The sequence below is a fragment of the Novipirellula rosea genome (genome assembly GCF_039541335.1).
GTDB lineage: Bacteria > Planctomycetota > Planctomycetia > Pirellulales > Pirellulaceae > Novipirellula > Novipirellula rosea.
This window is the reverse complement of sequence record NZ_BAABGA010000022.1, coordinates 112,158-127,084: the sequence shown is the minus strand read 5'-3', so window position 1 is coordinate 127,084 and position 14,927 is coordinate 112,158. Positions and strand designations below refer to the sequence as shown.

The 14,927-nt window shown below is 54.8% G+C and carries 11 protein-coding genes; 8 read left to right on the top strand and 3 right to left on the bottom strand.

Annotated features, from left to right (window positions below):
- Positions 1 to 3: 3 nt before the first annotated feature.
- Entirely contained in the window at positions 4 to 1,740 is a 1,737-nt protein-coding gene (locus ABD971_RS08830) for a hypothetical protein (protein ID WP_339941948.1), read from the top strand.
- A gap of 556 nt (positions 1,741 to 2,296) precedes the next feature.
- On the top strand, positions 2,297 to 3,439 hold the full coding sequence (locus tag ABD971_RS08825) for a sialidase family protein (RefSeq protein WP_345321258.1): 1,143 nt from the start codon (positions 2,297 to 2,299) through the stop codon (positions 3,437 to 3,439).
- A gap of 303 nt (positions 3,440 to 3,742) precedes the next feature.
- On the opposite strand, the gene ABD971_RS08820 is transcribed toward ABD971_RS08825, so the two are convergent.
- Together ABD971_RS08820 and ABD971_RS08815 are read right to left on the bottom strand one after the other, a co-directional pair.
- Entirely contained in the window at positions 3,743 to 4,876 is a 1,134-nt protein-coding gene (locus ABD971_RS08820) for an NHL repeat-containing protein (protein ID WP_345321257.1), read from the bottom strand.
- A 390-nt stretch (positions 4,877 to 5,266) separates the two neighbouring features.
- Positions 5,267 to 7,324, bottom strand: a complete 2,058-nt coding sequence (locus ABD971_RS08815; protein ID WP_345321255.1) for a PQQ-binding-like beta-propeller repeat protein — start codon at positions 7,322 to 7,324, stop codon at positions 5,267 to 5,269.
- A gap of 472 nt (positions 7,325 to 7,796) precedes the next feature.
- On the opposite strand from ABD971_RS08815, the gene ABD971_RS08810 reads away from it, so the two are divergent.
- From ABD971_RS08810 to rimI, 3 genes are all read left to right on the top strand, one after another.
- Positions 7,797 to 9,134, top strand: coding sequence for a trans-sulfuration enzyme family protein (locus ABD971_RS08810; protein ID WP_345321253.1), 1,338 nt, complete (start codon positions 7,797 to 7,799; stop codon positions 9,132 to 9,134).
- 240 nt (positions 9,135 to 9,374) lie between these two features.
- Positions 9,375 to 10,541 carry a trans-sulfuration enzyme family protein gene (locus ABD971_RS08805; RefSeq protein ID WP_339941953.1) on the top strand — a complete coding sequence of 389 codons (1,167 nt, stop codon included), beginning with the start codon at positions 9,375 to 9,377 and terminating at the stop codon, positions 10,539 to 10,541.
- A 443-nt stretch (positions 10,542 to 10,984) separates the two neighbouring features.
- Positions 10,985 to 11,461: a ribosomal protein S18-alanine N-acetyltransferase gene (rimI, locus tag ABD971_RS08800; RefSeq protein WP_339942039.1), complete on the top strand. Its 477-nt coding sequence runs from the start codon at positions 10,985 to 10,987 to the stop codon at positions 11,459 to 11,461.
- A gap of 155 nt (positions 11,462 to 11,616) precedes the next feature.
- On the opposite strand, the gene ABD971_RS08795 is transcribed toward rimI, so the two are convergent.
- A complete protein-coding gene (locus tag ABD971_RS08795; protein WP_339941954.1) occupies positions 11,617 to 12,411 on the bottom strand; it encodes an SDR family NAD(P)-dependent oxidoreductase in 795 nt (264 codons plus the stop codon).
- 482 nt (positions 12,412 to 12,893) lie between these two features.
- Here ABD971_RS08795 and ABD971_RS08790 point away from each other — a divergent pair, with 482 nt between their 5' ends.
- The 3 genes from ABD971_RS08790 (at position 12,894) to ABD971_RS08780 (ending at position 14,908) form a co-directional block, all read left to right on the top strand.
- Positions 12,894 to 13,751, top strand: coding sequence for a DeoR/GlpR family DNA-binding transcription regulator (locus ABD971_RS08790; RefSeq protein WP_345321250.1), 858 nt, complete (start codon positions 12,894 to 12,896; stop codon positions 13,749 to 13,751).
- Between the two features lie 9 nt (positions 13,752 to 13,760).
- On the top strand, positions 13,761 to 14,504 hold the full coding sequence (gene pduL, locus ABD971_RS08785) for a phosphate propanoyltransferase (protein ID WP_339941956.1): 744 nt from the start codon (positions 13,761 to 13,763) through the stop codon (positions 14,502 to 14,504).
- A 107-nt stretch (positions 14,505 to 14,611) separates the two neighbouring features.
- Positions 14,612 to 14,908 carry a BMC domain-containing protein gene (locus ABD971_RS08780; protein ID WP_339941957.1) on the top strand — a complete coding sequence of 99 codons (297 nt, stop codon included), beginning with the start codon at positions 14,612 to 14,614 and terminating at the stop codon, positions 14,906 to 14,908.
- Positions 14,909 to 14,927: the final 19 nt, after the last annotated feature.

The window sequence follows — 14,927 nt, the reverse complement described above, 5'->3', positions numbered from 1 at the left end:
AAGATGAAAAGGTTATTGTTGCCTACGTTGACGATCCTGTCGATCGTTTTCGGGGTGAACTCAGCGAGCGCTGCTTATTGCGGCGCAGTCAGCTATGAAGGCTGTAGCAGCTGTGGAAGCACAGTTGCCGACGGAAGCGTTGCTGAAGGTGCAGTTGCTGGTGACGGAGCCATCGTTGATGGCGGTGCCGTTGCTGGTGGTTCTTACACCGTCATGCGTAACGTAAGCGAAACGGTTTACGAGCAAGTTCAAGAAACTCGTTACCGCACACGCAACGAAACTTACTACGAAGATCAAGAAGTGACTGGCAGCCGCATGGTGCCTGTCACGACGACTCGTGAAGTTCAGTACACCGTGAACGTTCCTCACGTTGAAAATCGTACCAAAACGATCAACTACACCGTGATGAAGCCTGTTCAGGAAACACGCACTCGAGTGATCAACTACACGGTGCGCAAACCTGTTTACGAAAAGCACACCAAGACGGTTAACTACACCGTCATGAAACCTGTGTACGAGACTCACCAAAAAGTGATCAACTACACCGTTCGCAAGCCTGTGTGGGAAACCCGCACGAAGACTGTGAACTACACCGTCATGAACCCTGTGCGTGAAAACCACAGCAAGACCATCAACTACACCGTGATGGTTCCTGTTCGTGAGCAAAAATCGCGTACGATCAACTACACGGTTTACAACACCGTGCAAGAACAACGCGTTCGCACTGAGAACTACAGCGTTGTCGTTCCTCAGCAGTACACCAAGACCGTTCAGGTCAAAGGTGGCCACTGGGACACCGTTACTGAAACGATCCCAGGCAAAATGATGCGTCGTACGGTTCGTGAGCCCGGAACTTGGACTTACGACCCATGCACTTGCCGCTGCGTGTACTGCCCAGGCGAATGCCGCGTTGAATGTGTTCAAGGTTGCCCAACCACTTGCACCAAGAAGGTTTGGGTTCCTACTTGCGAAACCAAGGAAATCTGCTGCACCAAGTACGTTCGTGAGTGCCGTACTCGCGAAGTACCGTACACCGTGTGCAAGCGAGTTCCTGAGTGCCGCACCAAGGTTGTAAACTACACCGTTTGCAAGATGGTTCCTGAGTGCCGAAGCAAGGTTGTCAACTGGACAACTTGCAAGATGGTTCCAGAATGCCGATCGAAGGAAGTTTGCTACAAAGTCTGCACGATGGTTTGCGAAAACCGTCAAAAGACCTGCAACTACACGACCTGCAAAATGGTTCCTGAGTGCCGCACGAAGGAAGTTTGCTACACCACTTGCAACATCGTTTGCGAAAACCGTCAAAAGACCTGCAACTACACCGTGTGCAAAATGGTACCAGAATGCCGCACAAAGGAAGTTTGCTACAAGGTTTGCACGATGGTTCCTGAGTGCCGCACCAAGACCGTTTGCTGCACCACTTACAAGAAAGAGTGCTTCACCAAGACCGTTAAGGTTGCTAAGTGCCGCAAAGTTTGCGAGCCTTACACCGTAACACGTTGTGTTCCACGAGTTGTTTGCAAGCAAGTTCCAGTCCAAGTATGTGCTCCAGCTTCTTGCTGTGGCGATGCTTGCGGAGCCTGCGAAGCAGCTCCCGTTTGCTGCCCAGCGACTGAAGGCCCTGTTCGTGGCTTGCTCCGTCGTCTGTTCAGCCACGGCAACTGTGGTTGCGACGCAGCATGCGGTTGCGACGAAGCTCCTTCTTGCGGTTGCGAAGCTGCTCCAGCTTGCGGTTGCTAGAAACACGGATTTGATCAGGCCCGACGCAAGGGAAGCCTGAGCAATACCGTAGGACGTTAGTGTTCCGAATAGGCGGGGTGAGACTCTCAAAAAGAGACTCACTCCGCTTTTTTCGTTTTAATGTGCAGTAGGCTTCTAGGTGTGTCATCAAACGCAACATCACAAATGAATCTTGATGCGGTCCCTTGCTGACGCTTCGGGTTATGATTTGCCAGACAAAACGACAATCACGCCACTGGAGGACATCCGCATCGTCGTTGGGGATTCCGTGAGATAATTCGTCAACAAGCACCGCGTGCTTCGAAAGTCTATACTGTCCAGCTTGAGACCTCCGTCAGCCACGAGAATCTGTCCGTGGGCCTGCGCCCCACCGTAGCAACTTGATCTTTGCTTACCACGTTGATATCTCGTTTGTCCACCAACGCAGCGACCTGTCCCGTGATCGAGCGGGGCATTGGCTGTCCTACTTTCTTAACCATTCCATCTGCACCCTCACAGGAAATCGATGTCCCTCATCACGATGCGGCCAACCTTTTGCACGTCGTCCGTTGCGATCATGCTTATTGCAAACATGCTTTTGGGGGGCAGCTTGACTTCGGTTTGCGGCAGTGAAACAGAATTAAGCCTCGAGGCACATGATACGATTTCGATTCCGACCATTGATATCTCGCGTGAGACAGAACGTCACTCGATCGTAGCCCAAGGCACTGCTGAGATTTATCAAGGGCACCCCTGCACAGCTTTGCTTCCCGACGGCAAGACGATGTACTGCGCGTGGTCGATCAATCACGCCGGTCATCTCGGTCCGCTGGCCCGTAGCGATGACGGCGGCAAGACATGGAGCGACTTGCTTGATGTGCCTGAAAACTGGCGGCAAGTAACCCAGACGACGCCAACGATCCATTATTTGGTCGATCCGGGTGGCAAAGGACGCATCTTTGTTTTCGGTGGCCTCGACTTTCCTGGACGACTTCGACAGGCGTACTCGGAAGATGGCGGAGCGACGTGGACACCGATGAAGGATACCGGTTTAACGGCTGAGTGTGCGCCGAAGACAATCATGTCGTTTGACCACGGCAAGCGTTTGGTGATGTGGTGTGACCGCCGAGGCCCTTTTGCCGCCAATCGCCCCGATGCCGAACCTTACATCTGGGAAGCCGAGTCGCGTGATGGCGGTCTTACCTGGTCGCCCGAACGTCCAGTGGTCCGCACCCAGTCGCGTTGGGGCCAGCCTGCGGTGATCAGATCGCCGGACGGAAAACAGCTCCTCATGGTGCTTCGCAACGAAGATTTTCACTCACTCTTTTCGGTGAGCAACGATGACGGGAAGAGCTGGAGCGAGGTTCGACTGCTTCCAGCAGCATTGACGGGGCACCGTCCCAAGATGCTTTATGCTCCGGATGGACGCTTGGTGATGGTGATGCGAGACACATCAAAGAGCTCCAAGACATACGGTCACTTTGTAGCCTGGGTCGGGAAGTATGAGGATGTCATCTCGGACCGCCAGGGACAGTATCGAATCAAACTGCTGCATAGCAACGCAGGTAGGGATTGTGGCTATTCAGGCTTCGAGTTGCTTCCTGATGGGACCTTTGTCGCCACCACTTACATCAAATATCGACCGGGCCCCGAAAAGCACTCGGTCGTGACGACCCGATTCAAACTTGACGAGATCGATCAGAAACAACCGATGAAATAGCCCCATTCGGAATAGGCCCGGTCGGCTTGTCAGGCAGGTTTGTCCTCTCGATAGAATTGGCTGGCACGTTGTCCAAGAGCGATTTTGGGGAAGGTGTTTGTAAGACGAGGTGTTTTTCTGCCACCTCTCCCCCGACTTCGTCGGTGGAGAGGTAACTGCCGTATAGGCCGCAAGAAAAACTCGCCCCTGATATCCGATGTCAATACGAACGTTTTAGAGGCCTGCGGCTAGCGTCGTCGGCTCATGAATGCAGGGTCGACAAAAAATGGGACAGTCGGACAGACTCGGACGCAAGTCTGTTGATCAGACTCGCTCGAGTTTTACCGGAGCGGTACGTTCGCCATTCCACTGGCACACGTAAACGTTTTCATCTTCGTCAATGCAGACGTCGTGGCCGTGGTAGAACGTCCTTGCCTTGTCTTGTTTCACCGGTTGCAAAATCCCGTCCTCGTAAATGGGTTGCTCGCCGCCGGGGCATGAGATCACCCGATCGTCCCTGTCCATCACCATGGTGAATCCAGACTGGTACAGCCACGGTTTCGCAGTTTTGACCTCGGCGAAGTTGTGACTCCAGCAAACCCCGGCGTAGACAAGATCGCCATGGATCACTGGTCGGCAGATCTGCAGATTGGCCAAATTCACCGTCTTCAGCCACTTGCCATCGAGCGTGAAGTATTTGAAAGCTCGCTGGGAACGACTGGTCACGATCAGTCGGGGATTGGCTGGGTCTCGATTGTCCAGAGCAATGCCGTGCGCATTAGCCAAGTTGTAGTTTTTGTCTTCGTTATCGTGTCCGCCGAACTTCTGTATGAATTTCCCATGTTGGTCGTACCGCAGGATGAAGTCCGAGCCGTATCCGTCGGCAACGTAAATATCACCATTGGGAGCCACCGCCGTTTCAGTCGGTTGAAATGGCATTTCGGGCGAGTAGGCTCCAACCGTCATCGGATGACTGATGGTAAATATCATCTTGCCATCGATCGTCATCTTGGCGACGTATCCGTTTTGGCGGACCATCGTCACTCCGTCTTGAAGGCTCCGCGCCCAGCCACTTTCGCTGACGTAAAGCATGTCGGCTCCGCCCTCGTCGTCCAAAGTCAGACCATGACCGCCGGGCCAATAAGTGCCCCAGCTGTCCAATACCTTTCCGGCCTTGTCAAAGATGATGATGTTATTGCGTGGGTCGTCACCGATCATCACCAACCGCCCCCGCGAGTCCTGCACCATCTCGTGACAGTTATCGATTGGTGTTCGGAACGGATTGACCTGTGCCCATTCCTTGTTGACGCGGTAGCGAAAGTCACCGTGTCCGATCAGGTTTGATTCGGTACCATCATCGCTGGCTGCTGCGTCGACCAGAGCCACGGATTGAGTCAACGCAGCGGTAGCAGCTGACGCAATGACACCGCTTCGAAGAAAGGATCGGCGGTCAAGCATGGAGGCTCCAGTTGGCAAAGGGTGAATTGACGACGAGGAAAATCGTTTGCAAACGGCTCGCAGTATACCACCGCGTCACTGTTTCTTGAGCCCTTATGGCTGAGGTCGCGGAACTCGCAGGCGAGTTTCGCCCATCACATCATGCTCGAGCTTGGCAAACAAGTCGGTCAAACCTTTTTTTCGGTAGTCGTTTGCACAACGTGGACCGCATCGATTCGACAAAAACAGGGGTGGCAAAAAGATTGACTGACCGGACTTTTGGTTTCTTATGCTTTTGTCACCCATTTTTTTGTCGTGCAAAAGCACACAACAAATGATGTCGCTTCGTTGACCGGGTGCGGTGTGGGTTAGGGTTGTGCTGGTGGCAACGTGGCTATCGCTGTCTTTGGCTTAAGACCAAACCAAATCGTAACGGTAATCCAACAACCATGCCGTGGATCCGAAAAAGAGTCCGAACGCGATTTGAATCATCACCCACTCGATCACGCGTGAATGCCACCCTTTTCGGTTTTGCCAATAACGCGTCGTCACAAGGGCGAGAGCGGCTGCCCAGAATCCCCACAGAAAGGACCACTGGGTCACTAAACTCATCTGCCGACAGGCAACGAAATAGATCACGCAAGCGATCAGAAAGACCACGAAACTGCTTCGCGAAATCAAGTTTGACTGGTTCGTTGTGCCATCCGGCGGTGATCGAAGTGGACGGCGGATCTCGCTCCGCTGGATCGCCAATGCAAACAAGGCAAACAGTGCCACCGGCCAGCTAAACACGAAATCGCCTGTCGCGATACTCGCCGGAGTGCCAGCGACGATCCCTAAGAACACCGCCACTGCGACGAACACAACACGGCATTGATCTGCGGTGACGCGTCGGCGTAATAGCACGGCGGTAACCGCGGCAATCAACCCCGCCACACTAAGTATCGCCACTCCACAAACATACCAATTCCACAGCCAACGATAGGTCGGCGGATCCATCGCGTATTCGGGTTCGACGCCCAGCAGTAACGAGTAGTCTCGCACTTGGCCTTGCGGCACATCGGCTGCGGTCGTCCAGTTGCTGGACGTTTGCGATCCAGGTTCACCGACAAACAGACAAACCGCGCGTCCATGGTTTCGCACCAACAAGCGGCCTTGATCCAATGCCGGTGCGGTCCAGCTGATCTCGCCTCCCAACACACGCACTCGGCCTCGTTCGATGTATTGACGGGGGTTCGCTTCGGCCAAAATCAAGTCACCGAGATCGTTAAGCAAAAAGAGTTTGCCATCGGCTGCAATCACGCTGGCGTGCCCCACGACTGCCGCATCGCGGTTGGATTCAAAATCTGTTTTTCGACGCGTTTTTGCGATGCCGTTGGCCCATTGTTGTTGCCCGGTCAGAAAGTCGAGACAACGGAAACAGCCTCGCGTCGGTCGATGAGCTTTTGATTGTGCCTCAGCGACGTCGAAACCATACACGTAGCCATCGACCAACACACTCGAGGAGACATCGTTGGACATCAGAGGGTTTTGCCAAACTGTGCTACAGGTGGCGTCGGAGCCCTCGGCGGATCGTCCACTTAATTTCCAAAGTTGCGAGCCCGCCTGGAACGGGGCCGAGGTCCAAAGATAGGGCTCGTCGTAGATCGGCCAAGCAGAGTGTTCGTCGTAACCGCTGGACAGATGCTCGCTCCACAACCGCTCGCCTGTTTTCAAATCGTATCCCACCAAGTCGTTCTCGAGATATCCGATCACTTGTGATTGCCCGTTGATCGTGATCGGCATCGCCGGAGTGTAGCTGGCGGGTTCATCGCCCGATTTCCAAACGATCGATCCATCGGCTTGGTCGAGTGCCACCATGCTGGCGCCGACCGCGCCAATCGGCAGGATTACTTTGCCATCGATCACGGTGGGCGAGCATGCGTAGCCAAATTCGGTTCCCTTGCCGCCCAGTTCCGCGGTCAAGTCACGCGTCCAGACGAGTTTGCCTTGGCGAGACAAACAGGCAACCGCGCCGGAGGGAGTCGCGAAGAAGACGTGGTCGTCCGCGATCGTCGGCGTGCTACGCGGGCCTGGGTACATCCCGGTCGGCTGGAAAGGCCAATCGTAGCGATAACGCCAAATCGTCTGCCCCGTCTCGGCATCCAAGCAAAGCACAAATTGGCCCGTCAACGTTTGGTATTGGGTGTAGGCTCGGTCGTCGGCGATCACAAATCCGGAATAGCCCTGACCTAGTTCTTTTGTCCAAAGCACCGGGGGGCCTTCGGTTGGCCACTGGTCGGCAAGTCCGGTTTCGGCGGAGCGGCCGTCATAGTGGGGGCCGCGAATATGTGGCCAACCTTGCCGAGATTCCTCCGCCAGTGCCGAGTAGCCAAAAAACAGGCATAGCATCGGAATCCAGACACGGAACGTTTCTCGGCAACAGCTCATGTCGCCATTGTCATCCGCAGCGGACGCCACGCCAAGCATGGAATTTGTAGGCCGGAATGCAGCGGAGCGGAGATCCGGCCGACAGATGGCTGCTGATTTTGCGTAGCGGAACTCGTCAACGGCATGTTGATTTACTGAGCCGCGACGCGTCAGCGGCCGGGTCCCGCGCGCTACCCGGTGCCTTACGGCCCACGGCTCACTGTTGCGATTTGCATTTCGATTAAATCAACAGCCCGTCAAGAGTTTCGGGGGCACACGTCATGGAACGAAAGCCGTTGACGACTTCCACTACGCTAAACCAGCAGTCTCCATAGGGGGGGCAAATGTGAAACTTTGGCGGTCCTGTCAATCGACCGATCGACCACAAAGCCAGCTTTGATGGAATTTTGGGAAAACCCTTGTCGAGTTGCCCTTGGGCGGATAGCCTATTTCTAACGTGAATGGGCGACCTCGGCGGAGGTTCGTCACATTGGGATTTGCGGCCGCTTGCAGCCTAACCTGCTAAAGAGCCATGACAAAGAATATGACGATTGATTCAGACGCGACCAAATTGGGTCGCACAAGTGATTCCGTGCTTTCAGCGGACACGAACTCGGGTGTGGACTGTGCTTCGGAAACCCCTTCCGCAGCCAAACCCGCTTCTCCAAAAACGTCGCCCCGCGGGCTGGCCAACGAGCAATCGCTCGGTGCGTCGACCCAGTGCGTGCATAGCGGCGAACAACGGCAAAAAGCCGAAGGTTCGATCACCGCTCCGATCTATGCGGCGTCGACGTTTACCTTTGACTCGACTGCTTCGCTGTTGCGTTTCGTCAATGGCGAAGAAGAACGTGAAGAGTATGGTCGCTACGGTAATCCCAACGAAAAAAGTGTCGAAGCCAAGCTGGCGGCACTCGAAGGGGCCGAAGAGGCGATTCTGTACAGTTCGGGGATGGCCGCGATTGTCGGTCTGTTGATGGCCAAGCTGAGCAGTGGCGACGAAATCGTCTTCTTTGACCAGTGTTACCATCGCAGCCGCGAATTTTGTGCAAAACATCTGTCGCGTTTTGGCGTCGTGACCCACCAAGTTCCGACGGGTGATTTCGAGGCTCTCGAAGCCGCAATCACACCACGGACCAAGATGTTGGTCAGCGAATCGCCGACCAATCCGCATCTGACAACTATCGATTTGGAAAAATTCGCGGCGGTTGGCAAGTCCAACGAAGTCGAAACGCTGATCGATGCGACTTTGGCGACTCCGTTCAACATCAAACCGATCGCTTATGGCGTCGATTACGTGCTGCATTCGGCAACGAAATACCTCGGCGGCCACAACGATTTGCTCGCCGGCGTGATTTGCGGTCGACGTGAACAATTGGAATCGGTTCGTTCGCTGCGTGGAGTGCTCGGCGGAGTCAATTCGCCTCACAATTTGTACTTGCTCGAACGCGGCTTAAAAACGTTTGCGCTGCGGATGCAGCGGCATAACGAAAACGGTTTGGCGATCGCCGAATTTCTGGAAGCCCACCCCCGTGTGGACCGTGTTTATTACCCGGGACTAAAGTCGCATCCGTCGTACGAATCGGCGGCAGCACAGATGCGCGGCTATGGCGGATTGATCACGTTTACGGTCAAGGACGCTGATTGGGAAGAGACATCGCGAATCGTCGATGCTGCGAAAATCCCGCGAATTGCCGCCAGTCTGGGTGGTGTCGAATCGCTGATCGAGCAACCGTTGGTGATGAGCTACTATCACTGCACCCCCGAAGATCGAGTCCGGTTTGGTATCGCCGACAACATGATTCGTATGTCGTGCGGGATCGAAGACACCGAAGACCTGATCGCCGACTTGGCACAAGCGCTCGAGGCATAAGCCCAATGTGGGATAGGGCTGGCCGTAGTGGATCTTGCTAATGATCCCCCATGCTGCCGGATCTTTAGCAAGATCCACTACCCTGAAATGAAGGCTGGACAAAGTATTCCCAGCCATCCCGTGTGCGACAGGCTCGAAACCGATCCCTCCCGCTCGGACGCTGCTTTTGCGGAGCAAAAGGCGACTCTCTCTCTCCGAAAGTCTTGGCGACTTTCGCTACGCTGAATCAGACATGGCATCATGAATCACTCTGACGACCTGAAGAAAACAACTTTTCGCACTCGCGCGATTCACGTCGGTAACGAAGTCGACCCTGCGACCGGGGCGGTCGTTCCACCGATCCACCTTGCCAGCACGTTTCAGCAACCGGGCGCCGGCGAGTGGGGCGAATTTGATTACTCTCGCAGCGGAAACCCAACGCGACGCAACCTCGAAACCACGCTGGCGTCACTCGAAGGAGGCTGCGGGGCACTCGCGTTTTCGTCCGGGATGGCGGCGATCCACTGCGTCACGATGCTGCTTCGCAGCGGTGACCATGTCGTTGCGGGGTGCGATTTGTACGGCGGTGCCTATCGGTTGCTGCACAAAATTTGTGATCGTGCCGGCATCGAAGTCACCTTGGTCGATATGACCGATGTTTCCGCAGTCGAGTCGGCGATCACCGACAAGACCAAGTTGGTGTGGGCTGAAACGATCGGCAATCCAAGGTTGTCGATTCCCGATCTTCGCAAGTTGGCCGAGGTGGCCAAAGCGAAAAAATGTTTGATCGGCGTCGACAACACGTTTGGAACCCCATCGCTGATTCGGCCGCTCGAAAGTGGCATCGACATCGTCATGCATTCGGCTACCAAGTACTTGGGCGGACACAGTGATTGTTTGGGGGGGACGTTGGCGGTCAGTGATAAATCGCTTTACGACCAACTGTATTACATTCAAAACGCGACTGGGGCGGTGTTGGATCCGCTGAGCTGTTTCCTGATCTCGCGTGGACTAAAAACGCTCGATTTGCGAGTCCGCGAACAATCCGCGACGGCGCTGCAATTGTCGCAGTGGCTCGAATCGCACGGCAGAGTCAAATCGGTCCTCTACCCCGGACTCGCCTCGCATCCTCAACATTCGCTTGCTGCCGAAACGCTCGATGGAGGCTTCGGCGCCATGGTGACGTTTGAATTGGACGCGGATAAACAGCAAACCGCCAAGGTTTGCGAATCGACCAAACTGTTTCATTTGGCCGTCAGCCTGGGCGCGGTCGAATCGTTGATCGAGCAGCCCGCGACGATGTCGCACGCCAGCTACGATGCGGCGGATCGCGAAAAGTTTGGCATCACCGATGGACTGATTCGGTTGTCCGTGGGACTCGAATCGTTCGAAGATTTGCGAAACGATTTGGCGCAAGCAATCGGCTAAGGACGTATTAATTCTCTTCTTTGGCGTAGTGGAAGTCGTCAAGACTTTCGTCCGCCAGCAAAATCCCCCGAAACTGTTGACGAGTTCCGCTACGAGATCGTTCACAGCGTTGGGCTCCCTTTTTCATTAATTTCACAGGCAGAAGCCTGCGAAACAGTGTGGACGTCCACCTTGAAGTGTCGCAAAAACACTGCGTTTCGCGTGAATTTCACGTGAATTCTGCGATAGCATGAAACGTTTTTGAGAAATTCTCAGACAGATCACATTCTGTATTGGTCCATTTTAGGGCATCTGCTAATCTTCGCTTGTCGTTGGTGACGACATTATTTTCGCACCTTGGGGACGCCATGAGGGCAAGCCACCCCTGAGGTCATTTGGTTCATTCAGGTGGAAAGGAGTCCAGCATGGATACCAAGCAGGCTGTAAACACTCACATTCGTTGGATGATTCGCCGCGATATGCCGGCGGTCCTGGGCATTGAGAATAAGAGCTTTGAGTTCGCTTGGACCGAAGAAGACTTCATTCGCTGCCTTCGTCAACGCAATTGCATCGGTATGGTCGCCGAAGTGGACGACCAAGTTGTTGGGTTCATGATCTATGAACTTCACAAGAACCGATTGCACGTCCTAAACTTTTCGGTGCATCCCGACGCCCGTCGTCGTGGGGTCGGCCATGCGATGCTAAGCAAATTGCTGGGCAAACTGTCGCACGAACGCCGCAACCGAATCATGTTGGAAGTTCGCGAGACCAATCTCGAAGCCCAATTGTTCTTCAAATCGGTTGGCTTCAAAGCAATCTCGGTGCTCCGTGATTTCTACGAAGACACAATCGAAGACGCCTACTTGATGCAGTACCGCTATCAAGCATCCGTCGAAGAACTTGCACAGCCACACAATCGCATCACGCGAATGGCCGGCTAAGAATGCGGGATGGGTTTCAAACCTGTCATTTGCATTCCATCCACCGCAGCGAAACTCGCGACGAGTTTCGCTGATCGAATGTGAAATAGCCTTCAACCGTGTCATCGGCGAATACATGCTGTAATGACAGGCTAGAAGTCTATCCCACGATGGCGTTATCTGGCGTTGGCTTCTTCAACGCGGTACATCTCTTTGAACGGCAATTGAATGCCGCCGTCGATGGTGATTGTGCTGCCGGTAATGTACTGGCTAGCAGGGTCGCACAAGAAAACGACGCCGCGACCGATCTCTTCGGGTTCACCCAACCGTCCGAGCGGCAATTCGCTGCCCTTTTGCTCGAGCGTCTGTTCGCTAAAGAACTTGCGTTCCCCCGGAGTATTGGTCCAGCCTGGGTGAATGATGTTGCAGCGGATACCGTACTGAGCCAATTCGCAAGCGGCGGTCCGCGCCATTTGGTCATTCGCGGCTTTTGCCATGTTATAGGCCATTGCACCGGGCATCGCGATGTGAGCGTGGGGGCTGCTAATGACGACAAGATTGCCGCCGTTGCCGGCATCAACAAGCTTCTGCGCACCGCGGCGGATCAGATAGAACGCGCCCCACATACTGATGTCGATCGTCTTGCGAAATTCGTCCAAATCGGACGCCAACATCGTGTGACGATCGCTATAAGCGGCATTACTCACCACGATATCCAAGCCGCCCAGCAGCTCGGCCGCTTGATCGACAAGGTCTTCAGTTTGCTGTTGGTCGGCCAAATCGGCTGCGACTTTGAACGCGCGGACTCCATGGGCTTCGCACGCCGCAACCGCTTCGTCGGCTTCCCCTTCGTGGCTGCGGTAGTTGATCACCACGTCGGCGCCCGCTTTGGCAAGCTGGATCGCAATGCCGCGTCCGATTCCCCGTGAAGCGCCGCTGATAACGGCCCGTTTGCCTTTCAAATTGCTCATCTTGTCTCTTGGTTTTTAGGTGGGCACGGATTACTCCGCGATCTTGGCGTGACGCTAGCTTGTGTGTGCTGAATCTTGGTAACGGCGTGTCGGCCTTGTGAGCCGACACGCGTAAGCGGCCGGGTATTTTGTAAGCGGCCGGGTTTTATCCGTTACCCGGTGCCTGACGGCCCACGACTCACAAAATTTAGCAGCCAACGACGATACCCGATTCATGCCGCTTCCGCAGCCAGCTTGTCGCTTCACGCCGGCCTGAGATTCTCTGCCACAGCAGTCGTCGGCGATTTCGCTCTCCTTCGCCACTGAAAATGCTCTCGGCGGTCGATCCCGGACACACGCCAAAATGCTCAAAGCTTCCAAATAGTTTGCAAAAAAGCTCCCATAGAGCCAGATAGGTGATTGATTTCCGGCAAAAATGATAGAAAACTATCACTCATAGTAAAATACGCGGCTTAGGAAGACTTCGTGGTTAGGAGGCCCCAGTGACAACAAAATCACGACGAGACCGGCTCCGCGAGTTGATCCAGACCCGTGGTTTTGCGGCACTCGGAGAACTCGCCGAGACGTTGAAGGTCAGCGAATCGACCATTCGCCGCGATTTAGAAGAGTTAGAGAAGGCGGGCGATGCTCGGCGGACGCACGGCGGTGTGTTCTGGACGGGTAAGACCGCGACGATGCGAGTGTTTGGCAATCGTCGAGACACGATGTGGCCAGCCAAAAGTGCCATTGGCTTGGTGGCTGCGGAGTTGATCGATGATCACGACACGATTTTGCTCGACGGAGGAAGCACGACTTACGAGTTGGCTAGGCATTTAGTGAAACGGCCGCTGCAAGTGGTGACGAACAGTTTGCCGGTGGCTCACCTGCTTTCCTCGAGTGAATCGATCGATTTGATCATGATCGGCGGTTGTGTTCGCGGGCGAACCGCAGTGGCGATTGGCCCGATGGCCGACTCGATGCTTCACACGCTGAACGTGGGAAAGGCATTTCTGTCGGTCGCAGGGATCAATGAACGAGGCTATTTCAACAGCGACATGATGCTGGTGGAAAGCGAAAAAGCGATGATCGCCGCGGCGGACCAATCGATCGTGGTGACTGACAGCAGCAAGTTTGGCAAGGTAAGTCTGAGCCGGTTATGCGGGTTAAACGAAGTGAATGCCGTGGTGACCGATTCAGGAATTGATTCTGAGTGGAAAGAGCGTTTGGAAACGTCGGGGGTCGGACTAGTCTTGGCGAATCCGTCGGGGCGAAATGAACAGGACGCGTCGCGAACCGGGCTCAATGCCGCGGGGCTGAACGACCAGGGCGTTAACGACATGGACACAAAACAACAAAGTTAAAACACAGCAATGACGCAAACAATCGATCGCAATCGTATCGAACACCTCGTCCGCAGCGCCGTGATGGCGTCGATGGGCGGTGCTGCCGCCGGCAAGTCGTCGAATGGCTACGCGGGTGTCTCCGCAAAAACGCCTCCGGGTTGGGTCGATGGCAAACCCAATTTGCGAGTCAGTATTTCGGCCCGCCACGTCCATTTGACCGACGAACACGTCGAGATCTTGTTTGGCGCCGGCAGCGTGCTGGAGCCTGACAAGGATCTGTATCAAGACGGCTTTTACGCCGCCAAGCAAACCGTAATGGTCGTTGGGCCGCGCCGCCGCATGTTACCGAACGTGCGAGTATTGGGGCCAACGCGTCCGTTTAGCCAAGTCGAGTTGGCGCTGACCGATTCGATCTCGCTCGGCATCAACGCACCGGTTCGTCACAGCGGCAAAATTGACGGCACTCCGGGCTGCGTGTTGGTCGGCCCTGCGGGCACCGTCAAGCTGGATCAAGGCGTCATTCGTGCAGCCCGACACGTTCACATGAACTTCGCCGACGCCGATCATTTTGGCGTCAAGAACGGCGACATGATGCAGTTAAAAATCAAGAGCCCCGATTGCAGCGTCGTATTCGAAGACGTGTTGGTGCGAGCCGATGAAGCGGCGAAGCTGGAAGTGCATATCGACACCGACGAAGGCAATGCGTGCAACCTCGAAGCGGCAACCGAAGTGCTACTTCGCAAAGACGATTGTGCCTGCAAAAACCACTAAAACGATGGTCCCGCGGCTAGCGCCGTCGGCTCACGCGTTTGATTTTTCGTTCAAACATAACCTCCTATCCATTCAGTTAGTTCCTCTCCTCCTAAGGTAATACTCCTATGGCAAAAGTTAGTGAAGCGCTCGGCATGATCGAGACGAAGGGCTTTATCGCTCTGATGGAAGCATGCGACGCGATGATGAAGGCTGCCAATGTTCAGTTCCTCGGTTGGGACAAAGTCGGCAGCGGTTTGGTCACCGCTTTCGTCACAGGCGACGTTGCTGCTGTCAAAGCAGCCACTGACGCCGGCGCTGCTGCAGCAGGCCGTATTGGTGAAGTCGTCAGCGTGCAGGTGATTCCTCGCCCTCACGATGACTTGGGCAAGGTCCTGAAACTTTCGGCTCCAGCGAAGAAGTAGTTGATACTTCTGGCGGACG